Source organism: Streptomyces sp. NBC_01216, assembly GCF_035994945.1.
Classification (GTDB): Bacteria; Actinomycetota; Actinomycetes; order Streptomycetales; family Streptomycetaceae; genus Streptomyces.
Genome location: NZ_CP108677.1, coordinates 2,412,856 through 2,436,645, shown reverse-complemented (window position 1 = coordinate 2,436,645; position 23,790 = coordinate 2,412,856). Strand labels below are relative to the sequence as shown.

The following is a 23,790-nucleotide window of genomic DNA, read 5'->3' as shown; positions in this document are numbered from 1 at the left end:
GGGTATGAGCGGGCGACGGCCAGTATGGTGGTGCGCGCCGCCGAGCCGCCCGGTACACGAGCACCAGCAAGAGCGGGCGGTGGAGCCAACCGGGAGAACCTGCTTTGAGTCGTGAAACTGGTCGAGAGACTGACAGTTCGTCCTCCGGCGCCCAGGGGCGCGGTGGAGCCGCGTACCCCTCGGGTACACCGCCGTACGGATCCCGCCAGTATCCGTCGCTCCACCCCACGCAGGACGCGCCGGAGGGTGCCGTGCCCGCCGCGCAGCAGCCGCCGCTGCCGGAGGAGCCCAAGACCGAGACCACGCTGACGACCCGGATCCGGATCAACATTCCGGGTTCGCGGCCGATCCCGCCGGTCGTGGTCCGCAAGCCGGTGGGGGAGTCCGCGACGCCCGCGACCGCCGCCTCCGCCCCCGACCAGCAGGCGGAGCCCCAGCCGGCCCCGGAACCCGAGCCGGTCGCCGCGCCGGAGCCTCCGCGCGCGGAGGAGCGGACCAGCGACTGGTTCGCCCCGCGCAAGGCGGCGGCTTCCGCACCTTCCGCTCCCTCGCCTTCGGGTCCCGCGGGAGCGCCCGCCGCGGGCGGGCCCCAGGCTCCGTCCGCCGCGCGCCCGTCGTCCCCGGCCCGGGGCTCCGGTTTCGCCGGTCCCGCGACCGGCTCGATCCCGACGGTCGCCGGACCCTCGATCTCGGCGACCCCCGCGGGCGGTACGCCGATGTTCCTCAGCACGCCGCAGGACGAGGACGCCTACGGCCCCGACGGGGACCCGTTCTCGCCGCGCGGACCCAAGCAGCCCGCCGGCCCGACCGGCGGCCCCGTCACGGGCAACAGCCCGGTCGGCGGCGCTCCCGCCAACGGTCCCGAAGTACCCGGCCCGATGGGCGGCGGCCCGGTGGCCGGGAACCCGCTGGCGGGGAACCCACTGGCCGGCGATCCCTTCGGGGGGCCGCCCCCCGGCGGTGACCCGTTCGGCGGCGCCCCCGCCCCCCGCATGTCCGACGACACCGCGATCCTGACGCCGCAGACCCCCGCGCCCGTCCCCGCCGCGGGGGACGGTGCGCACGTCTCGGGGGACACCCTCACCAGCGGCATCCCCGTCGTGCCCCCGGGTCCGGGCCTCACGCCCAGGTCCCCGGAGCGGACCGCCCCCGACCGGGGCCCCGCCCCGCGGCCCGCGCCCACCGCTCCGGCGAAGAAGGGCCGCTCCAAGCTCGTCCTCGCGGGCGTCGGCGTCTTCTGCCTCGTCGGCGTCGCCTACGGTGCCGGCCTGCTCCTCAACCACTCCGAGGTTCCCAAGGGCACCACGGTGCTCGGTGTCGACATCGGCGGCGGCACGAAGGAAGAGGCTGTCAGCGCGCTGGAAGCCACCCTCGGCAAGCGCGCCCACGCCCCTCTCAAGCTCAGTGTCGACGGCAAGGAGGTCGAGCTGGCCCCGGACAAGGCGGGCCTCTCCCTCGACAGCCAGGAGACCGTGCGCGGTGCGGCGGGCAGCGACTACAACCCCGTCTCCGTGATCGGTTCCCTGTTCGGCGGCGAGCGGGTCGCGGAACCGAGGCTCCCGATCGACGAGGAGAAGCTGGCCGCCGCCCTCGCCGACGTGGCCGGCACCTCCGGCTCGGTGACCGAGGGCACCATCGTGTTCGCGCCGGGCAAGGTCACCGCGGTGGAGGGCGAACCGGGCAAGGGCCTGGACGTCGCCCGCTCGATGATCTTCGTCCGGGACGCCTACCGTGCCCAGGTGCAGACGGGCAAGGCGTCCGTCGTCGAGCTGCCGGTCGTCACTCGCGAGCCCAGGATCACCAAGGCCGAGCTGGACCGGGCGATGAGGGAGTTCGCCGAGCCCGCGATGTCCGGCCTGATCACGATCAAGGCCGGACCGAAGCAGATCGACTTCGGTCCGGCGCGCTCCCTGCCGAAGATCCTCTCCATGAAGGCGGTCGACGGCCGCCTGGTGGAGGTCTACGACAAGAAGGCGATCGAGGAGCTCCTCGACGGCGTCTTCGACGGGATCATGATCACCAAGGGGGACGGCACGAAGCACCAGGTCTCCGCCGACGACGTGGCCTTCGCGATGCGCGACGCCCTGCTCGGCAAGACCCCGGCCGAGCGCACCCAGGAGATCGCCCTCGACGGCGAGGGCTGATCCCGCCGGCTCGCTCGGGCCCCGCCCGGTTGCGCACCCGAGTGCCCCGGCGGGTCAGTCCAGGTCGTCCCATGCCCACGGAAGGGCGGCGCTCCCGTCGGGCTCGCGCCCGAACCGGAAGCGCTCCCGATGATCACCGATCTCGGCGAACAGACCGAAGTGACCGGCGGCGGGCAGCCGTGCGCACAGCACGGCGGCCTGTTCGCGCGACCCTGCCGCGCGCAGCGCCTCCAGGAACGGAGCGACGCCGTGCGCGCCGACAAGAGGGACGTGGGCGGCAGGGTCGCGGGCCAGGAGGGCGGCGGCCTGCTCGGACGCTTCGGCCTCCAGTAGTTCGTTCAGCAGGGCGGCCACGGCGTCGGCGTCGGTGAGGGCGACGTGGGCGGCGGGGTCGCGGGCCAGGAGGGCGGCGGCCTGCTCGGACGCTTCGGCCTCGCGGAGTGCTTCCAGGAGCGTGGCCACGGCTCGCGCGTCGTCGAGGGCGACGTGGGCGGCGGCCCGCGAGGCCAGGGCGGCGACCTGCTCGCACGCTCCCGCCTTGCGGAGCGCTTCCAGGAGCGCGGCGACGCCCCAGGGGCAGACGGCGGCGTGGGCGGCGGCCCGCGAGGCCAGGGCGGCGGCCTGCTCGGACGCTCCCGCCTTCCGTAGCCGGTTGAGCAGCGCGGCGACGGCCCAGGGGTCGTCGAGGCTGGTGTGGGCGGGATCGCGGGCCGAGAGAGCGGCGGCCTGTTCCTCCGCCCCGGCCGACCGCAGCACCCTCGACAGCGCGGCCACGGTGCCGGCGTTGGTGAGGGCGACGTGGGCGGCGGGGTCGCGGGCCAGCAGCGCGGCGGCCTGTTCCTCCGCCCCGGCCCGCCGCAGCTCCTTCAACAGCCGCCCCACGGCACCCGGATCGTCGAGGGTGATGTGGGCGGCGGCCCACCGGGCGGCGCGGTGGTCGTTGGGATGGAGACCGTGCAGGTGGGTGACGAGGGCCGTCGCGGCATGCGGGCTGCCGTGGACGACAGCGCGCCGGAGCAGCCGGGCGGCGTCCTGGCACAGGCCACGGTCCCAGGCGGCGTTGCCGAGCGTGGCCAGGTCGGAGGAGGAGGCATGGACGGCGGCCGAGGTCCAGAAGTCCACGGGCGGGATCACCTCGGCGCGGTGGCGGCGTCCGTGCTGGTCGAGGTAGTCGGCCAGCCGGTACGACGGACCCCGCGGCGCCCGCGTGCCGTTCCGTGCGCCGACGCCCGTGCCGGTGCCCGCGCCGCGGGTGCGCCGGTTGCGGGGAGTACCGGTCCTGACCGGGGTGAGGATGCCCGGGATGCCGTTGCAGGGTGCCATGACGTAGGCGAGGGCCCGCTCGAGCCAGTCGTCGTCGCTCTGGTCCCACTCGGTGTCGGTGAGGTAGCCGGGGGCGGCCTCGGCCAGCCACGTGAGCGGGATGTGCGGGCCGGCGCCGAGTCGGCGGGCGTCCATGGCGGCGTGGATCAGCGCCAAGGTGGCACCCCGGGCCGTGCGGTAGCGGCTGAGGAGGACGGGCACCCCCGCCAGGTACTGCGTGACACGGTGGTCCTTCGCGTGCTCGGCGGCCTCGGCCAGCCGTGGATCGGCGGAGGCCCTGTCCGCCAGGCCCGCCAGGTCGGCGGGCGTGAAGGCGTCCGGCACGTCGATCTCCTGCCCGCTCAACAGCAGGCGGGCGTGGGCGTGCCGGTCCCCGGGGGCTGCGGTGAGCGTCTCCCAGTGCTCCGGCCACAGGGTGGCCAGCACCAGCACCGGGCCGCGCGCCGGATCGCACAGCAGACTGCGCAGGCTCGCGGCGAGCCGCTCCCCGAGGGGGGCGGGCGCCAGATAGTGCTGTGCCTCGTTCAGCCACACCACGGTCCGCGGTGCGATGTCGGCCAGGTGGGCCAGGGTCGCGTCGGGGCGAGTGGGGCTGAGGGGATGCCACAGTCGCCAGCCGTCCGGCAGCGTCCGGACCGCCTCCCACAGCGCGCGGGTCTTGCCCGTGGAGGACCCGCCGACCAGGACGGCTACACCGCTCCGTCCGGACGTCGCCGCGGCGACGACCTCGCCCAGGCGTGTGTCGAACTCCCGCGAGAGATAGGCGGGCAGAGCGCCGAGCGTCTCACGCGCGCCACCGGCGTCGACCGCCGGGTGGACCTCCAGATCGGCCAGGACGAGCCGGTCGTCGTAGTCGGCGATCCGCCGCCCCGCTCCTTCGGCCCGCAGGGCCTCGACCCACAGCCGTCCCACGCGCGCCGCCAGGTCTCCCTCGTCCCACGCGGCGCGGCGGGCCAGCACGACGGCGATGGAGACCGCGTCGGCCCGGTCGGGCGGGAGGGCGGGGTCGCCGAGACAGCGACGGACGGTGTCCCTGCTCGGCGTCCCCGTGATCGCGCGGTCCTCGGCGTCGGCGCGGGCGACGTCCCGCGCGATCGTGTCCAGACTCGGGGCGCCCGCCGCCAGGTACGCCTCGTAGAGCAGGTCCTTCAGCTCGCGCAGCGCGCGGGGCCAGCCCACCCGCGCCCGCTCCACCACTCGCGGCATCCCGTACGGCCCTCCCCGTCGCGACTCGTCGCACCATCCTCCTCCCCACGCCACCCGGAAGGGGCCCGAACCGGAGGGACGCGAGCGGGAGCCGCCAGGCCGTCGCAACTCGGAGTCGATCTCCGCGAGGGGCGGAATGTGGACGGCGGTCCGGCCGGCCACTCGTCCACCACCCTCGTCCGCGGAGGTCCCATGTCACGCGCACGCCGCACCACCCGCCCCGCCCGCTCCCGCCACGCGAACGGCGGACGCGACGCCGCCCGCGGCCGGCCGGCCCTCGCCCGCGCCACGCTGGGCGGTGCCGCCTCCGGTATCGCCCGTGCCGTCACCGCCTGGCTCCTGGACCGTCTCTCCTCATGACCCCCGGCCCACCGGCCGTGTCCCGGAAGCCGTTCCTCGTCCACCGCACCGCCGTCGCGTGGTTCCCGCGGTGACGTCAGGTGACGGTCCCGACCGGCGGGGGCGCGCACCGGGCGCAGGCGCAGGGCGGATAACGCAGCGCGGACCGGCTCGGCGCCGTCCCGCGACCGGGCCGGTAGGTCAGCGGCGGGGTCCAGGTCCGCCCGCCGTCGCGCGACACACGCAGCGTCATCACCGCGCGCCTCCGTACCGCCGGTTCGCGCGCGGCCGGTCCCGGATCTCCCGGGTCCGGCCGGGTGGGGCGGCCCGCGGGCCGCCGAAGCGGATCGCGGCGACGCGGCGCGCGGGGCGTACCCGCCGGAGCGCGCCGTCCCTGCCACGGCCGCGGATGTCGGTGCCCGTGGGGGCGAGGAAACCGCCAGGGCGGTACGGGGACTCCATGGCGCGCCTTTCGCTCTGTGCGGGGAAGCAGTCACACAGTGGCGTGGGTCACGTTACGCCCGGTAGGGGCTCGTGGGGGCCAGGCGTGACCGGCACCGGGCCGGCGTGCGGGGGAGCGGGTCACGCCGGCGGTCGCGGGCCGTCCCGTATCCCGCCCGGTGTGGCCGAGGGGTTTGTCGTGCGTGCCGCCGTCGCCGGGCCGCCACCGTCCTGCGGGGGTGATGCCGACGGCCGGGAGGCGGGCGCGGAGCGGACGGTGCGCCGTCCCGTCGGTTCGCCAGGGACCGGGCCGTCAGTTCAGCAGGGACCGGGCCGCCTGAGCGCGGTGGCGGATGGTCGCCGCGGCGCTCGGTTCCACCGCCGCCACCACGGAGGCGTACGCCTCCATCTCGGCCGCCCCCGTCAGGAACTCGCCGCGCTGGACCAGTAGTTCCGCGTGCTCGTAGCGTAGTCGGGCGGGGTGTGAGGGCAGGAGCAGGGACAGTTCGACCGCCCACAGGGCCACCGCCGAGCGCTCCGGCCGGGGCGTCGCCCACGCCCGGATGTTGTTCAGGACCCGCAGCACGATCTCCGGCGGGCTCGTGGGGCGCAGCATCGAGGGGTCGAGGTGTTCTCCCGTCGCGCCGACCACCACCAGGTCCGCGTCCGCGCTCGTCATCGGCCGGCCGCCGGCGAAGGGATCGGCGAAGACCTGCTCCGTGGGGTCGCCGAAGCCGATCACGAAGTGGCCCGGCAGTCCCAGGCCGTAGACCGGTGCCCCGGCCCGGCGGGCCACCTCCATCCAGACGACCGACAACAGGATCGGCAGGCCGCGCCGACGCCGCAGGACCTCGTGCAGCAGCGAGGACTCCAACCGCTGGTAGTCGGCCGGGACACCCTGGAAGCCCTCCCGGCGGCCCAGCAGCTCCCCGAGCGCCGCCCGCCAGGCACCGGCACCCTGGATGCCGTACGGCAGGAGCCCGGCCAGTCGGTCCAGCTCGATCTCCGCCGCGTCCAGATCGTGCTGCGTCACCGCCGGGTCCGCCTCCGCGCCGATCAGCAGACAGAGCCGGGCGAGGTCCGGTCGTGGTGTCCGGGCCTCCTCCGCGAACTCCTGCCGCCAGTCGGTCACGCCTCCGCCGATCCGTGGTGCCGGTAGTGGTGGTAGTGGTGGTGGACCGCGAAGCCCATCGCCTCGTACAGGGCCCGTGCGGCGTCGTTGTCCGTCTCCACCTGGAGCCAGGCCGCCGAGGCGCCCTCGTCGAGCGCCCGCCGTGCCAGCGCCGTCATGACGGCCGTGGCCATGCCCCGGCGCCGGTGCGCGGGATCGACCTCCACCGCCATGAACCCGGCCCAGCGGCCGTCGACCACGCAACGGCCGATCGCCGCCGGTACGTCTCCCGTGCCCGCTATCGAGGCGAACCACACACGGGGGCCGCTGCCCAGCACCGCGAGCACGTCCGGAGAGGGCGCGCCCGACCGCTGGTAGCGCCGCAACCACGCCTCGTCCGCCGAACCCGTCAGCAGGACCGGCTCGACGTCCGCGTCCAGGTCCGCGAGCGGCGCCAGGCCCGCGGTCCGCACCTCCGCCGAGACCTCGCGGCGCCATCCGCGCCGTTCCAGGTCCGCGCACAGGAGCTCCTGCGCGCCCTCGGCGCCGGTCGCCGCCTGGACGTACGCAGGGAGGCCGCGCGCCGTGTACCACTGCCGCACCCGCGCCAGCGCCTCGTCGAGCGGGAGGCCCGGATCGCCGAGCGGCAGCACCGAGTTGGCCCGCCGGGTGAAGCCCGCCGCCGCGCGCAGCGTCCACTCGCCGAGCGGCTCGCTCTCCACCGGCTCCCAGGCCCGTGAGGCGACGCGCGTCAGCTCGTCGAAGGAGGCGGCCGGGCCGCGTCGGCGGGCCGGCGCCGCGGGGACGGGCTTGCCCGCGACCAGTGCGGATTCCGCGATCCGGACGCTCTGACCCGTTCTCGTTGTGATCAACACCACACCCGAATCCCATGATGTGAGAACGCCGACCGCGTCGGTGAACTTCTCGCTTGCTCTGTCGGATCCCGTCAGGTATCGAACCGATACACGTTTTCCCACGTCAGCGCGGGTGATTCGGACCTCAAGGCGCCCTCCGGCGGTGAATTCCACAGCTTCTGCGCCCCTCCTGTTCGGATCGTCCCCAAGAACGGAGATACTAGGGGCGGGCATCGACGACGCCGCGCTCCCGCGCAGACCAGCCCTACCGAGGAGGAACGACAGCGTGACCTACGTCATCGCGCAGCCTTGTGTCGACGTCAAGGACAAGGCATGCATCGAGGAGTGCCCCGTCGACTGCATCTACGAGGGCTCCCGGTCCTTGTACATCCACCCGGACGAATGCGTCGACTGTGGTGCTTGTGAGCCGGTCTGCCCGGTCGAGGCCATCTTCTACGAGGACGACACCCCGGAGGAGTGGAAGGACTACTACAAGGCGAACGTCGAGTTCTTCGACGAGCTCGGTTCGCCCGGTGGCGCCTCCAAGCTCGGCCTGATCGAGCGTGACCACCCCTTCATCGCCGCTCTGCCGCCGCAGAACGGCTGATCGAACCGCTCTCGGTCCCGTACGGCCTCGGCGCCGTGCGGGACCGACGCGTTCGCACGGCGCGTTCGCCCGACGTGCCGCCCCGTACGTACGAGGAAGTGAGCCAACTCGTGAGCGCAGTCTCTTCGCGCCTGCCCGTCTTCCCCTGGGACCGCCTGGAGCCGTTCAAGCGGACGGCCGCCGCCCACCCGGACGGCATCGTGGACCTGTCCGTGGGCACACCGGTCGACCCGGTGCCGGAGCTGGTCCAGCGGGCGCTGGTCGCGGCGGCCGACTCGCCGGGCTACCCCACGGTGTGGGGCACCACCGAGCTGCGTGACGCGCTCACGGGCTGGTGCGAGCGGCGCCTGGGCGCGGTCGGCCTCACCCACCGCAACGTCCTTCCGGTCGTCGGCTCCAAGGAGCTCGTGGCCTGGCTGCCGACCCAGCTGGGGCTCGGCGCCGGGGACCGTGTCGCCTACCCGCGGCTCGCCTACCCGACGTACGAGGTCGGCGCCCGGCTCTGTGGGGCCGAGCCCGTCGTCTACGACGACCCGACCGAGCTGGACCCGGCGGGGCTGCGGCTGCTCTGGCTGAACTCCCCGTCCAACCCGACCGGCAGGGTCCTCGGCAAGGACGAACTGACCCGGATCGTGGCCTGGGCGCGCGAGCACGACGTCCTCGTCCTCTCCGACGAGTGCTACCTGGAGCTGGGCTGGGAGGCCGAGCCGGTGTCCGTGCTCCACCCGGACGTCTGTGGCGGCTCCCCCGAGGGCCTCGTCGCCGTCCACTCGCTCTCCAAGCGTTCCAACCTGGCCGGCTACCGGGCCGCCTTCGTCGCGGGCGACGAGGCCGTCCTCGGGGAGCTGCTGCTGATCCGCAAGCACGGCGGCATGATGACGCCCGCGCCGGTGCAGGCCGCCACGGTCGCCGCACTCGGAGACGACACGCACGTGGCCGCGCAGCGGGAGCGCTACGCCGCCCGGCGCGCGGCCCTGCGGACGGCGCTGGAGGCCCACGGCTTCCGCATCGAGCACAGCGAGGCGAGCCTCTACCTGTGGGCGACCCGGGACGAGCCGTGCTGGGACACGGTCGCGTACCTGGCGCAGCTGGGGGTCCTGGTGGCGCCCGGAGACTTCTACGGGACGGCGGGTGAGAGCTTCGTGCGCGTGGCGTTCACCGCCACCGACGAGAGGGTCGAGGCGGCGGTCAAGCGGCTCGGCTGACACCCCGCACGCGAAAGGGCCCGGGAGCACCCGCGACGACCACCGGCCGTCGCCCCGCTCCCGGGCCCTCCCGCGTACTCCTCGGCGGTCAGAGGTCACCCGGCAGGATCGCAGAGCCTGTCGGGTGACCTCTGAACGGGCGGTCACGCCCTGGCACGCACGCTGCCGGCGTTGCCGACATGTCCCGGTAGCTCCGCTACAGCGGCATCCCGGCGCCTGGGAATCGCACGTGCGGGACCGCGCCCGCCTGTCGGTCGAAGGCCACCCGACAGGCCCTCAGCCGCCGAGCGGCAGGCCACCCGCGAGCGGCAGCCCGCCGAGCATGCCGGCGGCCGGGCCCTCGGCGCTCTCGGTGGCCGCGCCCGCGGCCTTGCCGAGCACCTCGCCCGCGCCGCCCGTGGCCTTCTCGGCGGCCGGTGCCGCGGTCTTGCCGGCCTTGCCGACGGTCTTGCCCGCGGCCGGGACCGCCTTGCCGACGGCCTTGCCGCCGGTGTCGCCCGCGACGCCCGTGGCGGTCTGCGAGGCACTGTCGACGGCGTCGCCGAGACCGGCTCCGTCGAGGGTGGACAGGCCGGGGAGCGTGCCGGTCGGGACCAGGCCGTGGTCCATGGCGCTCGCGGAGCCGGCCGCGCCGACCACGGGGGCTGCGCCGGCCGCGACGAGCAGAGCGGCGCGGGCGATCCGGCGGGTCAGAGGGAGGGACATGGTGCTCCTTCGGCGGAGAGGACGTGGGGCGGTGTCCGTTGTCCGGACGCAGTGACAACCGGCCGGGGGGCGGGAGAGGTTGCGGCGACCCCAGGTAAAGAGTTGGTCACGCGTCGTATTGTCGGGTGGGGAGAAAATCGGGCGGACAGGCCCTCCGGGAGGTATGAGGCGAACCGTCACTTCACCTGTTCCGCAAGGGAATCGCGAGTGGAACGCCCCGGTGATCGACCGGCCGAGCGCTGCCGGGGCCGCCCGCCCGCGCTCCCCGGCACACGCCCCGGCCGAGTGACCTCCCGCACGGATGCCCGGCCCGCGGCGCCCGTGCGGCCGGCCGTGCGCACGACGCGGAGCGGGGGCAGTGCCGAGGGGGTGAGAAAGGCCCCGCGAACCGGCGGGACGACGGCCCCGGCGCCGAGGGCCTCCGGCATCGGCCGGTACCGTCAGTGGCGTGCGAGCCGGATACGGACACTGCTCTCGTCCGCCGGTGTCCGCGCCGTCCGCCAGCCTCCGGTGCCGTCCGCCCGCCAGACCTGGTCCGCGAACGAGACCTCCTCGATCCGCAGGCCCTGGGACCGTGCCACCGCCCAGTGCGCGAGCTCCCAGCCGCGCTGCGCGTCCGTCCCGGTGGTCGCCCGGACCGGCACGACCAGCGACGGCGCGCCGCCGGCCCGCGCCCCGGCGCTGCCGCCCGTGACCGCCTCCGGGGCGACCCCGGGGCCGAAGGCCCGGACCAGCTCCGCCCGGACCTCGGCCGGATCGCCGGACCCGTCCCCGTCCGCCCCGCTCACCGGGTTCGCCGCGCACGAGAGGGAGGCGGGCGCGCGGCCGGTGAGGGCGGCCGCCAGCGCCGCCGCGTCCGGCTCGTGCTTCGCGTACGCCTGCGGGAAGCCGCTGCGCTGCACCTTCTGCGCCGCCACCGTCAGCGGCAGCCGCGAGTACCCCGGCACCTCCGCCAGCCCCTCGTAGAACTTCCGCGAGGAGTGCAGCGGGTCGAGGATCTCCTCCGGACTGCCCCAGCCCTGCGAGGGGCGCTGCTGGAAGAGGCCAAGGGAGTCGCGGTCGCCGTGCTTGATGTTGCGCAGCGCCGACTCCTGGAGGGCCGTCGCGAGCGCGATGGTGACGGCGCGTTCCGGCATGCCCCGGGTGGTGCCCACGGCGGCGATGGTGGCCGCGTTCGACAACTGCTCCGGTGTGAACGTGTAGACCGTCTCCCCACTGCCCACACTGCACACGGGCGTGCCACGACTGCCCGTCGCGTGGTGCACGGCGACGTAGGCGGCCAGCCCGAGCAGCGCGGCGAAACCAGCCGCGAAGCGGGAGGGACGACCACGCCGTCGTCGGCGGCGGTCTCGACCGGGAGAAGAGGCGGACTCGGACACGGGGCCCACCGTACTGGAGGCCGGGTTAGGGTCGGCACATGGCTGACCACGCTCCCCTGGACCTCACGATGGACGGGCCCGCGCTCACCGCCGCGCTCGTCGACTTCCCCTCCGTCAGCGGGAGCGAGAAGCCGCTCGCCGACGCGATCGAGCAGGCGCTGCGGCTCCTGCCGCACCTCACGGTCGACCGGTACGGGAACAACATCGTCGCCCGCACGCACCTGGGCCACTCCGAGCGGGTCGTCCTCGCCGGCCATATCGACACCGTGCCGATCGCCGACAACGTCCCCTCACGCCTCGACGACGACGGCGTCCTGTGGGGCTGTGGAACCTCCGACATGAAGTCCGGCGTCGCCGTCCAGCTGCGCATCGCGGCCACCGTCCCCGCGCCCAACCGCGACCTCACCTTCGTCTTCTACGACAACGAGGAGGTCGCCGCGCACCTGAACGGTCTCGGCAAGGTGGCCGAAGCCCACCCCGAGTGGCTGGAGGGCGACTTCGCCATCCTGCTCGAAGGCTCCAACGCCGAGGTCGAGGGCGGCTGCCAGGGAACCCTGCGGGTCCTGTTGCACACGGAGGGCGAGCGCTCCCACTCCGCGCGCTCCTGGATGGGTGCCAACGCCGTCCACGCCGCCGCGCCGATCCTCGCCAGGCTCGCCGCCTACCAGCCGCGCAAGCCGGTGATCGACGGCCTGGAGTACCACGAGGGCCTCAACGCCGTGCGGATCGAGGGCGGCGTCGCGAACAACGTCATCCCCGACGCCTGCACCGTCGTGGTCAACTTCCGCTACGCCCCCGACCGCACCGCCGAGGAGGCCGAGGCGCACGTGCGTGAGGTCTTCGCCGACTGCGGGGTCTCCCGGTTCGTCGTCGACGACCACTCGCCCGGCGCGCTGCCGGGCCTCTCCCACCCGGCCGCCGCGGCCTTCATGAAGGCGGTCGGCGGCCTCGCCCGGCCGAAGTTCGGCTGGACCGACGTCGCCCGCTTCAGCGCGCTGGGCGTGCCCGCCGTCAACTACGGCCCGGGTGACCCGCTGTACGCGCACAAGCGCGACGAGCACGTGGTCGTCGAGCGCATCCGCCGCTGCGAGGCACGTCTGCGGGACTGGCTCACTGACGGACAGCCGTAATTTCGCTTGTTGTCACCCGCGGGGACCTACCCTGACCGGACTGGAAGATCGATCGTCGGATCGATGACCGTCGGTGGAGGGAGCAGACCATGGGTATCCCCGAGGGAGTGGCGAAGCCGGAGGAGCAGCGGCTCGGCCCGGTGCTCAGGAGGCGGGACCAGGTCCAGCCGGGCACCACGGATCAGCGTCTGCTGGACTCCGAGGGCGATTCGGAGTGGGTACACACCGACCCCTGGCGGGTCATGCGCATCCAGTCCGAGTTCGTCGAGGGCTTCGGCGCGCTGGCCGAACTGCCGAGCGCGATCAGCGTCTTCGGCTCGGCCCGCACCAAGCCCGACTCGCCGGAGTACGAGGCGGGGGTGCGGCTCGGCCGGGCGCTGGTCGAAGCGGGCTTCGCGGTGATCACGGGCGGCGGGCCCGGCGCCATGGAGGCGGCCAACAAGGGCGCGCGGGAGGCCGACGGCGTCTCCGTGGGTCTGGGAATCGAGCTCCCCTTCGAGCAGGGACTCAATCCGCACGTCGACATCGGCGTGAACTTCCGCTACTTCTTCGTCCGCAAGACGATGTTCGTGAAGTACGCGCAGGGCTTCGTGGTCCTGCCGGGCGGCCTCGGCACGCTGGACGAGCTGTTCGAGGCACTGACCCTGGTCCAGACGCGCAAGGTGACCCGCTTCCCGATCGTGCTGTTCGGCACGGAGTACTGGCGGGGGCTGGTCGACTGGCTCCGCGACTCGGTGGTGGCGGGCGGCAAGGCGGCGGAGCAGGACCTGCTGCTGTTCCACGTGACGGACGACGTGGACGAGGCGGTGGCGCTGGTCACCAAGGAGGTCGGCCGCTAGGGCACGGGTGCCGGCGCGGGGCGCCCCGCGTCCCGCGCCCGCGGCGCACTCGTCGATCCTGTGCGCCGTCGGCGCCCGGCCTCCCCGCACCGGGCAAGGCCCTACGCCAGTCCGCGGCGGGCCACCGCCGGTGGCCGGTGACCGGCGATGGAGGCCACCATGTCGAGCACCTGGCGGGTCTCCGCCACCTCGTGCACCCGGTACACCCGCGCCCCGAGCCAGGCCGAGACCGCGGTCGTCGCCAGCGTCCCGAGCACCCGTTCCTTGACCGGCCGGTCCAGCGTCTCCCCGACGAAGTCCTTGTTGGACAGGGACACCAGCACCGGCCAGCCCGTCTCCGTCATCTCCCCGAGCCGACGGGTCGCCTCCAGGCTGTGCCGGGTGTTCTTGCCGAAGTCGTGTCCGGGGTCGATCATGATCCCGTCGCGGCGCACACCCAGCGACACCGCGCGCTCGGCCAGCCCCACGGTCACCCGCAGGATGTCCGCCATCACGTCCTCGTACGCCACCCGGTGCGGCCTCGTCCGCGGCTCCGCGCCGCCCGCGTGGGTGCACACCAGCCCGGCTCCGTAGCGGGCGGCGACCTCCGCGAGCCGCGGGTCCACACCGCCCCACGCGTCGTTCAGCACGTCCGCGCCGGCCTCGCAGACCGCCTCGCCCACGTCGGCGCGCCAGGTGTCGACACTGATGACGACGTCCGGATGGCGGCGCCGTACCTCCGCCACGAAGCCGACCGTGCGGCGCGCCTCCTCCTCGGCCGTCACCTCCTCGCCGGGACCGGCCTTGACGCCGCCGATGTCGATGATCTCGGCGCCCTCGGACACCGCCTGCTCGACGCGGGCGAGCGCGGGTTCGTCACGAAAGGTGGCGCCCTGGTCGTAGAAGGAGTCCGGGGTTCGGTTGACGATCGCCATGATCACCGGTTCGTGCCGCCCGAATTCACGCCGTCCCAAGCGCAGCATCCCTGATGTCCTCCCTCGCGTGCGGTCGCCTGCGACCCTAACCGTCGGCGGCACGTGGCACGATCGGCACGGGACGTTTCCCACTCCTGGAAGAGGCGCGCTGGTGTTCTGGTTTTTGCTGATCGCGATGGTCGTGGTCGTCGCGGCGGTCACCCTGGCGGTGGTCGGCGGTGGTGACAGTGAGGTGCTGCCGGAGGTGGCACCCGAGCAGCCGACCGACCCCCTGCCGACGACCCGCCGGGTCGGGCAGGCCGATGTCGAGGCGCTCCGGCTGCCGGTCACGGTGCGGGGCTACCGCATGTCCGACGTGGACGACGTCCTGGGAAGGCTGGGCGCGGAGCTCGCGGAGCGCGACGAGCGGATCGCACGGCTGCACGCCCAGCTCGCCGTCATGACCGAGGAACGCGCCGGGAGCACCGGGGCCACGCGCGCTTTCGGTCCCACCGGAGCCGACACCGGAGCAGACGGGCCCACCGGTGGTCCCACCGGGCCTTCCCCGCGGAAGGACGAGGACCGATGAGCGGCGGGGCGATCCCGGGGCCGGACGGCCGGCCACGCTGCCCGTGGGGCCTGTCGACGGAGGACTACGTCGCCTATCACGACGAGGAGTGGGGGCGGCCGGTCCACGGCGACGACGCGCTCTTCGAGCGGCTGAGCCTGGAGGCGTTCCAGTCCGGGCTGTCCTGGATCACCATCCTGCGCCGCCGCGAGGGATTCCGGGCGGCGTTCGCGGGGTTCGAGATCGCCGAGGTGGCCCGGTTCGCGGAGGCGGACCGGGAGCGGCTGCTCGCCGACGAGGGGATCATCCGCAATCGCGCGAAGGTCGACGCGACGATGGCCAACGCGAAGGTCCTCGCGGCGTGGGAGCCGGGCGAACTGGACGCCTTGATCTGGTCCTTCGCGCCCGACCCGGCGTCCCGCCCGGCTCCGCGGACCACGGCGGACGTCCCGGCCGTCACGGACGAGTCCACGGCGCTGTCCAAGACGCTGAAGAAGCGGGGCCTGCGCTTCATCGGCCCGACCACCGCGTACGCCCTGATGCAGGCGTGCGGCCTGGTCGACGACCACGTCCAGGGCTGCGTGGCCCGCGGCGCCTGAACCGGCCCGCCCCGCGGCGCCCCGGCGACGTCCGGACGGGCCCCGCCGGGCGCGGGGCACCGCCCCGCGGGGGCGCACCCTCGGCCGGAGCGCCCCGGTCCCCCACCGGGCCGTCACCGGCCCGGTGGGGGACCGTACTCGGGGCCCGGTCCCGACCGGCCCGAGGCCGCCCGACAGGCTCTCAGCGGCCGACGTACTTCGGCCGCTCCTTCGCGAGGAACGCCCGGACCGCGATCGTGTGGTCCTCCGAGGCGCCCGCCTTCGTCTGGAGTTCGTCCTCCTTCTCCAGGGCCTCGCCGAGCGAGTGAGCCGCCCCGTAGGCCAGGGACTCCTTCAGCGCCGCGTACGCCACCGTCGGACCCTCGGCGAGCGCGCGGGCCACCTTGGTGGCCTCCTTTGCGAGGTCGGCCGCCGGGACCAGTCGATTCACGATGCCCAGCTCGTACGCCTCCCGCGCGCCGACGGACCGCGGGAACAGCAGCAGATCGGACGCCCGGCTCGCCCCGATCAGCCGCGGCAGCGTCCAGGACATGCCCGAGTCCGAGGTCAGCGCGACCCCGGCGAACGAGGTGTTGAAGGCGGCCGTGTCGGCGGCCACCCGGTAGTCCGCCGCCAACGCGAAGCCGAAACCGGCTCCCGCCGCGACACCGTTGACCGCCGCCACGACCGGCTTCCGCATGCCCGTCAGGGCCCGGACGATCGGGTTGTAGTGGTCGCGGACGGTGTTCATCGTCGCCTGGGTGCCGGACTCCTTGTCCGACATCAGCAGGCCCACGTGCTCCTTGAGGTCCTGGCCCACGCAGAACGCCCGGTCGCCGGCCGCCGTCAACAGCACCGCACGGACGGCGGGGTCCGCCGCTGCCGCCTCCGCCGCGTCCCGCAGAGCGACCTTCGCCTCGACGTTCATCGCGTTCATGGCCTCGGGCCGGTTGAGCGTGATCGTGGCGAGTCCGTCGCTCACCTCGTACAGCACGGTGTCGGCCATCACGGCTTCCCTTCGCGTCTTTGCGTCGTTGACCCGCTCAGCATGGCGGAGATCACCCCCTGCGCACATGTGACCTGCATCAAAGAGTGGCGGCGGAGTATCGCAGGCCGATCGCCGAAATGGGGTGTTTTGCGAATGCGCGTTGCGGAAGCGATGCAGTCCGATGTTGGTCATCGGGTCCTGTGATGCGGGATAATGACCTGGAAGCAATGTGTTCGATGCCGGTGACGTGTGCTCCTCATCAGGGGCCGTCGGCTGACGATGAGCTGGTTTCAGGAAGGGGAACGAGCATGGCGGCCATGAAGCCGCGGACGGGCGACGGCCCGCTCGAGGTGACCAAGGAGGGGCGGGGCATTGTCATGCGCGTTCCGCTCGAAGGCGGCGGTCGGCTTGTCGTCGAGCTGACCCCGGACGAGGCCCAAGCCCTCGGCGACGCCCTGAAGCAGGTAGTCGGCTGACACGACCATCCGGTTTTCCGCCTCTGCCCCGGCACGGTGCACTCCGTGCCGGGGCAGAGGTGTCCTCGGCCCCGGCGGGGTCCCGCGCGGGCAAGGGCGGGCGCCGTCAGCCCCGGCGCACCGCGCACAGCAGGCCGTCGCCCACCGGCAGCAGTGACGGAAGCAGCTCCTGGCTCTCCCGTACCGTCCGCAGCAGCTCGCGTGTCCGCAGCACCTCCGAGGGCTGTGCCGCCGAGTCGACCGTGCGGCCGTCCGCGAAGACGCCCTCGAAGCAGACCAGCCCTCCCGGTCGCAGCAGACGCAACGATTCAGCGAGGTAGTCCAGGGACTCCAGCGGATCACCGTCGCAGAAGACGAGGTCGTATCCGCCGTCCGCGAGCCGCGGCAGGACGTCCAAGGCCCGGCCGGGGATGAAACGCGCCCGGTTCCCGGCGAAACCCGCGGCGCGGAAGGCCGTCTTCGCGAACTGCTGGCGCTCCGGTTCCAGGTCCACGGTGGTCAGGACCCCGTCCGGCCGCATCCCGTACAGCAGATAGATGCCGGACACGCCGGTGCCGGTACCGATCTCCGCCACCGCCTTCGCGTCCGCCGTGGCGGCCAACAGGCGCAGTGCGGCGCCGGTGCCCGGTGCCACCGAGGGCAACCCCGCGTCCCGGGCCCGGTCCCTGGCCCAGCGCAGCGCTTCGTCCTCGGCGACAAAGGCGTCGGCGAACGCCCAGCTCGTCTGCCGGTTGGCGGTAATGGCCCTCTCCTGTCCCCATAGTTGGCGCAACGGTGACTGTATCCGCTGCGCACGGGAACCCGCAGATGGGACCGGGCGTTCAGAAGGGGTGCGGGGCGACACGCGACGACGGGTGGGCCGGCCCCAAATTCGCGTAAAGATTCTTATCCGGAGCTAACGGGCGAGGTGGCTATGGTAGGGGCTCCACTGGACACCACCAGAGCCGACAGGGGAGGTGCGGCTGCGCCTGTGGATCGGGGAGGAGTGCTTCGGCGTCTTCTCAGGTCGGCGGGTGAGCCGAAATCCGTGACCGACACCGCTGACCGTTTCCACACCACCGACACCGCACCCGCCACGGCGACCTTCGCATCGGATGCGGAATCGCAGGCGTGGACTCCGCCCACCTGGGAGGAGATCGTCAGCACGCACAGCGCCCGGGTGTACCGCCTCGCCTACCGGCTGACCGGCAACCAGCACGACGCCGAGGACCTCACCCAGGAGGTCTTCGTCCGCGTCTTCCGCTCGCTGTCGACCTACACACCCGGCACCTTCGAGGGCTGGCTGCACCGCATCACCACCAACCTCTTCCTGGACATGGTCCGCCGCAAGCAGCGGATCCGGTTCGACGCGCTCGGCGACGACGCGGCCGAGCGGCTGCCCAGCCGCGAGCCCTCGCCGCAGCAGGTGTTCAACGACACCCACTTCGACGCCGACGTCCAGCAGGCCCTCGACACCCTCGCGCCCGAGTTCCGGGCCGCCGTCGTGCTCTGTGACATCGAGGGACTCTCGTACGAGGAAATCGCCGCGACGCTCGGCGTGAAGCTCGGCACCGTCCGCAGCCGCATCCACCGAGGACGTTCGCACCTGCGCAAGGCGCTGAAGCACCGTTCGCCCGAGGCGCGGGCGGAGCGCGCGCTGGCGGCCGTCGGATGGGAGGGAGGTACGGCGTGAGCGGCACCAGTCCCGCCGGCCCGACCCCCGCGGAACACCACCTCGGGGACCGCCTCGCCGCCCTGGTGGACGGCGAGCTGGGTCACGACGCCCGCGAACGGGTCCTCGCCCACCTCGCGACCTGCGCCAGGTGCAAGGCGGAGGCCGACGCCCAGCGCACCCTGAAGAACGTCTTCGCCTCCACCGCGCCCCCTCCTCCCTCGGAGGGGCTCCTGGCCCGGCTCCAGGGGCTGCCCGGGGGCCCTGGCGACCCAGGGGGTGACGGCGGCGGCCGTGGGGGCCCCTTCGACGGCCTCTTCGACCTCGGCGGCGGCATCGGCGCGGTGAAGTCCGACGGCTTCGCCACGGCCTCGCCCGTCTCCCCGCAGTCCGGATTCCGCATCCACCCGGTGGGCGGGCGGCCCGAACACGACCGGTCTCCCTGGCGGGGGCGGCGCTTCGCCTTCGCCGCGGCCAGCGCGGTCTCCTTCGCCGCCATCGCCCTCGGCGGAGCCCTCCCGCTGGAGGCGGCCGTGAACGCGGGCGCGCGCGGCGACGGCACGGGAAACAACGTGACCCCGCTCCGCTCCGCGGCCACCGGCGGCACCGGCACGCCCGCCGGCACCGGCACCGCGACGAACGTGGGAACGCCCACCGGGCGCGGCGCGCGGTGGGGTGAGCGCTCCGGCGAGCGCTCCGGCCCCTCGACGCTCGCGACGGCGGGCGTGGTGACCACGACGCCCGGCACCGTCGTCACGGGTCCGCTGGTCCCGGGAGCCCTGGCGCTCCCGTCCGGACCGCCCGCCGTGTCCCCCCAGCGTCCCGTTCCGGCCACCCAGTCGCTGACGGAACTCTCCCCGTTCATACGGCCCACGGGGACGACGCTCCGGCTGTCCTTCGGGCCCGGAACCGGACAGTCGAGCGGGACGCCGTCCACCCCCGCCCCGACCACGCTCGCGCCCCCGAGCCCGCCGGCGACCCCGCTCGCCGCACACCGCTGACCCCGGACCTGGTTGAATCCTGGGAAGGGGCGCCCGACCCAGGGGCGCGGACAGGTCAGCTGTGGCGGGGAGAGCATGAACGACGGGAAGTCCACCGGCCGGAAGCCCATGTGGTGGAGCCGGCCTGCGAGCCCCCCGGGGGCGGCCGGGCCGGCCGCACCGGACGCGTCCCCCGGCCCGGCCGACGGCGAGGGGGACTTCACCCTCGCCGCGCCCGCGGCGGTGAGCACCCCGCCGACGGAGTCGGCCACCGCACCCGCGGCCACCAGGGACGCCGTGCCCCATGGGGCGGCCCCGGCCACCGACGCCGCGGAGACGGCCGAGCTGCCCGTCACCCCGCCGGGACCGGGCACCTCACCGCCCCCGCCCGACGCGTACCCGGGCCCGGCGCGGTCCCTGCACGAACCCGACGAGTACCGGACCCCGCCCTACGGCGGCCCCGGCCCCTGGGCGCCCGCCCCGCCGGTACAGCACCCCGCCGCGCCCGGCACCCCCGGTCCGCCGTCCGTACTCCAGGACACCCGGCAGCAGCCCCCGGCCCCGCCGCACGGCCCCGTACCGGACACCGGGCCGTACACGCCGCCGGCCCCCTGGACGCAGTACGACCCGTGGACCGTGCACGCCGCCGCCCCGGCCGGCCGCGCCGCCGAGCGCTCCCGGACCCCGCGCGGGTCCCGGCGCGGGCTGGCGCTCGCCGGCGCCCTGGCCTTCGCCCTCGTCACCGGTGTCCTCGGTGGCGCGGTCGGCGCCTACGTCGAGCGCAACGGCGGCCTCACCACGATCGAGCTGCCGCAGGCCGACGCCGGGAACACCGGCCGCGCCCCCGACAGCGTCGCCGGGATCGCCGCCAGCGCCCTGCCCAGCGTCGTCACGATCCACGTCAGCGGCGGCGGTTCCTCCGGCACCGGCACCGGCTTCGTCCTGGACACCCGGGGCCACATCCTGACGAACAACCACGTGGTCGACTCGGCCGCCTCCTCCGGGGACATCACGGTCACCTTCAGCGGCGGCGAGACCGCCGCCGCGAAGCTCATCGGCCGGGACACCGGATACGACCTCGCCGTCGTCCAGGTCACCGGCGTCTCGCGCCTCAAGCCGCTGCCGCTCGGGAACTCCGACGACGTGCGGGTCGGGGACCCGGTGGTCGCCATCGGAGCCCCCTTCGACCTCCAGAACACCGTCACCTCCGGCATCATCAGCGCCAAGGAGCGACCCATCACGGCCGGCGGTGAGAAGGGCGACGGCAGCGACGTCAGCTACGTCGACGCCCTCCAGACGGACGCCCCGATAAACCCCGGCAACTCGGGCGGACCGCTGGTCGACTCCCAGGCCCGGGTCATCGGCATCAACAGCGCCATCCGCGCTGCCGACAGCGGTTCGGCCGGGTCGGGCGGCGGCCAGCCCGGCTCCATCGGTCTCGGTTTCGCCATCCCGATCAACCAGGGCAAGCGCGTCGCCGAGGAACTCATCAACACCGGCAAGGCGACCCACCCCGTCATCGGGGTGAGCCTCGACATGCAGTTCAGCGGCGACGGCGCCCGCGTCGGTGACAAGGGCAGGGACGGCTCCGCCTCGGTCACCCCCGGCGGACCGGCCGCCAAGGCGGGCATCCGTCCCGGCGACGTGATCACCAAGGTCGACGGCCAACGGGTCCACAACGGCGAGGAGCTGATCGTGAAGATCCGCGCCCACCGGCCGGGCGACCGGCTGGAGCTGACCGTGACGCGCGCGGGCAAAGAGCAGGCCAAGACCTTGACGCTCGGTTCCTCGGAGGGCGCCTGAGCGCCACAGTGGGGACACCGCGAGGTACCCGCCCGGCGGTTTCGGCGGGTACCGTGGAGCGGGCCCCGGACCCGGTGTGAGGAGCAGCAAGGTGTTCAACGACGTCGGCATACTCGAGCTCGTGACGCTCGTGGTCCTCGCCGTCCTCATCTTCGGCCCGGACAAGCTGCCGAAGGTCATCCAGGACGTCTCGCGCTTCATCCGCAGGATCCGTGAGTTCTCCGAGGGCGCGAAGCAGGACATCCGCACGGAGCTGGGACCGGAGTTCAAGGACTTCGAGTTCGAGGACCTCAACCCGAAGACCTTCCTGCGCAAGCAGCTCGAAGGCAACGAGGACTTCAAGGAGCTCAAGGAGCTGCGCAGCAGCTTCGACCTCAAGAAGGAGATGAACGAGGTCGCCGACGCGGTCCACGGCCGCGAGACGGTGCCCTCCGCGCCGGCGCACGAGACCGCCGCGTCGTCCGTTCCGGCGGCCGTCGGCGGCACCGCCGGGGCCGAGAGTGGCGGAGGCACGCCCGACCTGCTGAAGAAGCGGGAGGCGCCGGCCCGCGCCGAGCGCGTCCCGTACGACTCCGACGCGACCTGACCACACCGGGCACGAACCGGTGGCTATCCTCCATCTGTTGTCCGCCGACGCGGGCATGACGGATCGAGGAGGCGGCCGAGATGGAGACGACGAGTCGGGCGGACGGGGTTCCCGTGGCCCGGCGCACCGTTGAGGGATACCGGGCGGCGTCCTTCGCCTGGTACGGCCTTGACGAGGCGTTCACCGGGCCGCGCTGGCTGATGCAGGTCGGCACGGCCGCGGACGGGACCGTCCAGCACGGATCGATGGGACACGGCGACGAGCCGTCCATAAAGTCCGACGCGAGCGGCGCCGAGAAGGAGCGCTTCGCCGTCGTGGTGACGGTCGCGGCGAGCCCGGTACGGCGCACGGGCGACGGCACCGGGGTGCTCGACGCCACCACGGTCTCCTCCGCCGCCTGGCTCGCCGGGTCGGGTCTGCTCGCGTACACGTGGCCGGCGCAGCTGGACCACGCGCTGCGCAACGAATGGCTGGACCAGCAGACGGAGACCGCGTTCGAGCTGGCCGACGACCTGGCCGGGCCCGCGTGGTCGACGCTGTCGTTGCCGGTCGACGGTGTGCCGATGCCGTTCCACTACCGGGAGTCCGAGTTCGGCTGGGTGCTCGCCGGAGCCACGGCGGCCGGCGTGCACCTCGGCGCCTACGGCCGGGGCATGAGCGCCTACGGCCTCGCGTTCCGCGCGGTCCAGGACCTCGAGGTGTACGCGTAGCGGCCCGTTCCCGGCGGCCCGGCCGACATCCCGGCCACGGCGCGAACGACGGAGGGCGCCCCCGCGCGGGGGCGCCCTCCGTCACGTACGGGCTCTCAGTCTCAGAACTTGTTGCGCGGGGTGATCCCCAGACTCATGCCGGACAGGCCCCTGGCCCGGCCGCCGAGCTTGCCTGCGATGGACCGCAGCGCGGCGCCCGCCGGGGAGTCGGGGTCGGTCAGGACGACCGGCCTGCCCTCGTCGCCGCCCTCGCGCAGGCGGACGTCGATCGGGATCGAGCCGAGGACCGGGACGGCGGCGCCCGTGGTCTTCGTCAGACCGTCGGCGACCCTCTGGCCGCCGCCCGTGCCGAACACGTCGACCATCTCGTCGCAGTGCGGACACGGCAGCCCCGACATGTTCTCGACGACGCCGACGATCTTCTGGTGGGTCTGCACGGCGATCGAGCCGGCCCGCTCGGCGACCTCGGCCGCAGCCTGCTGCGGGGTGGTGACGACCAGGATCTCGGCGTTCGGCACCAGCTGGGCCACTGAGATCGCGATGTCGCCGGTGCCCGGCGGCAGGTCGAGGAGCAGGACGTCCAGGTCGCCCCAGTACACGTCGGCGAGGAACTGCTGGAGCGCGCGGTGCAGCATCGGGCCGCGCCACACGACCGGGGCGTTGCCCGGGGTGAACATGCCGATCGAGATGACCTTCACGCCGTTCGCCGACGGCGGCATGATCATGTTCTCGACCTGGGTCGGACGCCCGTCGGCACCCAGCATGCGCGGCACGCTGTGGCCGTAGATGTCGGCGTCGACGACGCCGACCTTCAGCCCGTCGGCGGCCATCGCGGCGGCCAGGTTGACGGTGACGGAGGACTTGCCGACACCGCCCTTGCCGGAGGCGACCGCGTACACACGGGTCAGCGAACCGGGCTTGGCGAAGGGCACCTCGCGCTCGGCGGTGGTGCCGCGCAGCGCGGTGGCCAGTTCCTTGCGCTGTTCGTCGCTCATCACGTCGAGCGTGACGTCGACCCCCGTCACGCCGTCGACCCGCGAGACGGCCTCGGTGACGCGCTGGGTGATCGTGTCGCGCATGGGACAGCCGGAGACGGTGAGATAGACCGTGACGGCCACCCTGCCGTCGGACTCGATCTCCACCGACTTGACCATGCCGAGCTCAGTGATCGGTTTGTTGATCTCGGGGTCGTTCACCGTCGCCAGTGCTTCGCGCACCGCGTCTTCCGTAGCCATACCGATGATGGTACGGCGCCGACCACCGGCCCCGGAAAG

At 73.8% G+C, this 23,790-nt stretch carries 24 protein-coding genes; 14 read left to right on the top strand and 10 right to left on the bottom strand.

Annotated elements, in window-relative coordinates; translation table 11 throughout:
- Positions 1 to 104 precede the first annotated feature (104 nt).
- Positions 105 to 2,144 (top strand): hypothetical protein, encoded by a 2,040-nt coding sequence (locus OG393_RS10250; RefSeq protein ID WP_442817284.1) that lies wholly within the window; start codon positions 105 to 107, stop codon positions 2,142 to 2,144.
- Positions 2,145 to 2,198: 54 nt separating this feature from the next.
- Here the strand turns inward: OG393_RS10250 and OG393_RS10245 are convergent, their stop codons facing one another.
- Complete coding sequence (locus tag OG393_RS10245) at positions 2,199 to 4,673, bottom strand: hypothetical protein (protein WP_327374344.1); 2,475 nt, start codon at positions 4,671 to 4,673, stop codon at positions 2,199 to 2,201.
- A gap of 192 nt (positions 4,674 to 4,865) precedes the next feature.
- Between OG393_RS10245 and OG393_RS10240 the strand changes: the two genes are divergently transcribed.
- Positions 4,866 to 5,033, top strand: coding sequence for a hypothetical protein (locus OG393_RS10240; protein ID WP_327374343.1), 168 nt, complete (start codon positions 4,866 to 4,868; stop codon positions 5,031 to 5,033).
- 231 nt (positions 5,034 to 5,264) lie between these two features.
- Here the strand turns inward: OG393_RS10240 and OG393_RS10235 are convergent, their stop codons facing one another.
- The 3 genes from OG393_RS10235 to OG393_RS10225 form a co-directional block, all read right to left on the bottom strand.
- Positions 5,265 to 5,474 (bottom strand): hypothetical protein, encoded by a 210-nt coding sequence (locus OG393_RS10235; protein WP_327374342.1) that lies wholly within the window; start codon positions 5,472 to 5,474, stop codon positions 5,265 to 5,267.
- A 292-nt stretch (positions 5,475 to 5,766) separates the two neighbouring features.
- Positions 5,767 to 6,585, bottom strand: a complete 819-nt coding sequence (locus tag OG393_RS10230; RefSeq protein WP_327374341.1) for a transglutaminase-like domain-containing protein — start codon at positions 6,583 to 6,585, stop codon at positions 5,767 to 5,769.
- Positions 6,582 to 7,592, bottom strand: coding sequence for a GNAT family N-acetyltransferase (locus OG393_RS10225; protein ID WP_327374340.1), 1,011 nt, complete (start codon positions 7,590 to 7,592; stop codon positions 6,582 to 6,584). Before OG393_RS10225 ends, OG393_RS10230 begins: the two co-directional genes overlap by 4 nt.
- A 112-nt stretch (positions 7,593 to 7,704) precedes the next feature.
- Between OG393_RS10225 and fdxA the strand changes: the two genes are divergently transcribed.
- Both fdxA and dapC read left to right on the top strand, forming a co-directional pair.
- The gene (gene fdxA / locus OG393_RS10220) at positions 7,705 to 8,025 is read left to right on the top strand and encodes a ferredoxin (protein WP_003985062.1); all 321 of its coding nucleotides are present in this window, start codon (positions 7,705 to 7,707) and stop codon (positions 8,023 to 8,025) included.
- A 110-nt stretch (positions 8,026 to 8,135) separates the two neighbouring features.
- Complete coding sequence (gene dapC, locus OG393_RS10215; protein WP_327374339.1) at positions 8,136 to 9,230, top strand: succinyldiaminopimelate transaminase; 1,095 nt, start codon at positions 8,136 to 8,138, stop codon at positions 9,228 to 9,230.
- Positions 9,231 to 9,506: 276 nt separating this feature from the next.
- Here the strand turns inward: dapC and OG393_RS10210 are convergent, their stop codons facing one another.
- Positions 9,507 to 9,935 (bottom strand): ATP-binding protein, encoded by a 429-nt coding sequence (locus OG393_RS10210; RefSeq protein ID WP_327374338.1) that lies wholly within the window; start codon positions 9,933 to 9,935, stop codon positions 9,507 to 9,509.
- A gap of 440 nt (positions 9,936 to 10,375) precedes the next feature.
- On the bottom strand, positions 10,376 to 11,323 hold the full coding sequence (locus tag OG393_RS10205; RefSeq protein WP_327374337.1) for a hypothetical protein: 948 nt from the start codon (positions 11,321 to 11,323) through the stop codon (positions 10,376 to 10,378).
- A gap of 29 nt (positions 11,324 to 11,352) precedes the next feature.
- Here OG393_RS10205 and dapE point away from each other — a divergent pair, with 29 nt between their 5' ends.
- A complete protein-coding gene (gene dapE, locus OG393_RS10200; RefSeq protein WP_327374336.1) occupies positions 11,353 to 12,444 on the top strand; it encodes a succinyl-diaminopimelate desuccinylase in 1,092 nt (363 codons plus the stop codon).
- An 89-nt stretch (positions 12,445 to 12,533) separates the two neighbouring features.
- The gene (locus OG393_RS10195) at positions 12,534 to 13,283 is read left to right on the top strand and encodes a TIGR00730 family Rossman fold protein (protein WP_327374335.1); all 750 of its coding nucleotides are present in this window, start codon (positions 12,534 to 12,536) and stop codon (positions 13,281 to 13,283) included.
- A 101-nt stretch (positions 13,284 to 13,384) separates the two neighbouring features.
- Here the strand turns inward: OG393_RS10195 and folP are convergent, their stop codons facing one another.
- The gene (folP, locus tag OG393_RS10190; RefSeq protein WP_327374334.1) at positions 13,385 to 14,245 is read right to left on the bottom strand and encodes a dihydropteroate synthase; all 861 of its coding nucleotides are present in this window, start codon (positions 14,243 to 14,245) and stop codon (positions 13,385 to 13,387) included.
- 103 nt (positions 14,246 to 14,348) lie between these two features.
- Here folP and OG393_RS10185 point away from each other — a divergent pair, with 103 nt between their 5' ends.
- Both OG393_RS10185 and OG393_RS10180 read left to right on the top strand, forming a co-directional pair.
- Positions 14,349 to 14,765 (top strand): hypothetical protein, encoded by a 417-nt coding sequence (locus OG393_RS10185; protein WP_327374333.1) that lies wholly within the window; start codon positions 14,349 to 14,351, stop codon positions 14,763 to 14,765.
- Positions 14,762 to 15,343: a DNA-3-methyladenine glycosylase I gene (locus OG393_RS10180; protein ID WP_327374332.1), complete on the top strand. Its 582-nt coding sequence runs from the start codon at positions 14,762 to 14,764 to the stop codon at positions 15,341 to 15,343. Before OG393_RS10185 ends, OG393_RS10180 begins: the two co-directional genes overlap by 4 nt.
- Positions 15,344 to 15,524: 181 nt before the next feature.
- Here the strand turns inward: OG393_RS10180 and OG393_RS10175 are convergent, their stop codons facing one another.
- Complete coding sequence (locus OG393_RS10175) at positions 15,525 to 16,328, bottom strand: enoyl-CoA hydratase/isomerase family protein (protein ID WP_327374331.1); 804 nt, start codon at positions 16,326 to 16,328, stop codon at positions 15,525 to 15,527.
- 290 nt (positions 16,329 to 16,618) lie between these two features.
- Here OG393_RS10175 and OG393_RS10170 point away from each other — a divergent pair, with 290 nt between their 5' ends.
- On the top strand, positions 16,619 to 16,786 hold the full coding sequence (locus OG393_RS10170; protein WP_073809075.1) for a DUF3117 domain-containing protein: 168 nt from the start codon (positions 16,619 to 16,621) through the stop codon (positions 16,784 to 16,786).
- Between the two features lie 106 nt (positions 16,787 to 16,892).
- On the opposite strand, the gene OG393_RS10165 is transcribed toward OG393_RS10170, so the two are convergent.
- Positions 16,893 to 17,558: an O-methyltransferase gene (locus OG393_RS10165; protein ID WP_327374330.1), complete on the bottom strand. Its 666-nt coding sequence runs from the start codon at positions 17,556 to 17,558 to the stop codon at positions 16,893 to 16,895.
- 141 nt (positions 17,559 to 17,699) lie between these two features.
- Here OG393_RS10165 and sigE point away from each other — a divergent pair, with 141 nt between their 5' ends.
- From sigE to OG393_RS10140, 5 genes are all read left to right on the top strand, one after another.
- The gene (gene sigE, locus OG393_RS10160; protein ID WP_327374329.1) at positions 17,700 to 18,458 is read left to right on the top strand and encodes an RNA polymerase sigma factor SigE; all 759 of its coding nucleotides are present in this window, start codon (positions 17,700 to 17,702) and stop codon (positions 18,456 to 18,458) included.
- The gene (locus OG393_RS10155; protein ID WP_327374328.1) at positions 18,455 to 19,438 is read left to right on the top strand and encodes an anti-sigma factor family protein; all 984 of its coding nucleotides are present in this window, start codon (positions 18,455 to 18,457) and stop codon (positions 19,436 to 19,438) included. The genes sigE and OG393_RS10155 overlap by 4 nt, the downstream gene beginning before the upstream one ends.
- Before the next feature lie 75 nt (positions 19,439 to 19,513).
- Positions 19,514 to 21,220 (top strand): S1C family serine protease, encoded by a 1,707-nt coding sequence (locus tag OG393_RS10150; RefSeq protein ID WP_327374327.1) that lies wholly within the window; start codon positions 19,514 to 19,516, stop codon positions 21,218 to 21,220.
- A gap of 91 nt (positions 21,221 to 21,311) precedes the next feature.
- Positions 21,312 to 21,806 (top strand): sec-independent translocase, encoded by a 495-nt coding sequence (locus tag OG393_RS10145; protein WP_327374326.1) that lies wholly within the window; start codon positions 21,312 to 21,314, stop codon positions 21,804 to 21,806.
- Between the two features lie 80 nt (positions 21,807 to 21,886).
- On the top strand, positions 21,887 to 22,516 hold the full coding sequence (locus OG393_RS10140; protein WP_327374325.1) for a hypothetical protein: 630 nt from the start codon (positions 21,887 to 21,889) through the stop codon (positions 22,514 to 22,516).
- A 101-nt stretch (positions 22,517 to 22,617) separates the two neighbouring features.
- Here the strand turns inward: OG393_RS10140 and OG393_RS10135 are convergent, their stop codons facing one another.
- Positions 22,618 to 23,751 (bottom strand): Mrp/NBP35 family ATP-binding protein, encoded by a 1,134-nt coding sequence (locus OG393_RS10135; protein ID WP_327374324.1) that lies wholly within the window; start codon positions 23,749 to 23,751, stop codon positions 22,618 to 22,620.
- Positions 23,752 to 23,790: the final 39 nt, after the last annotated feature.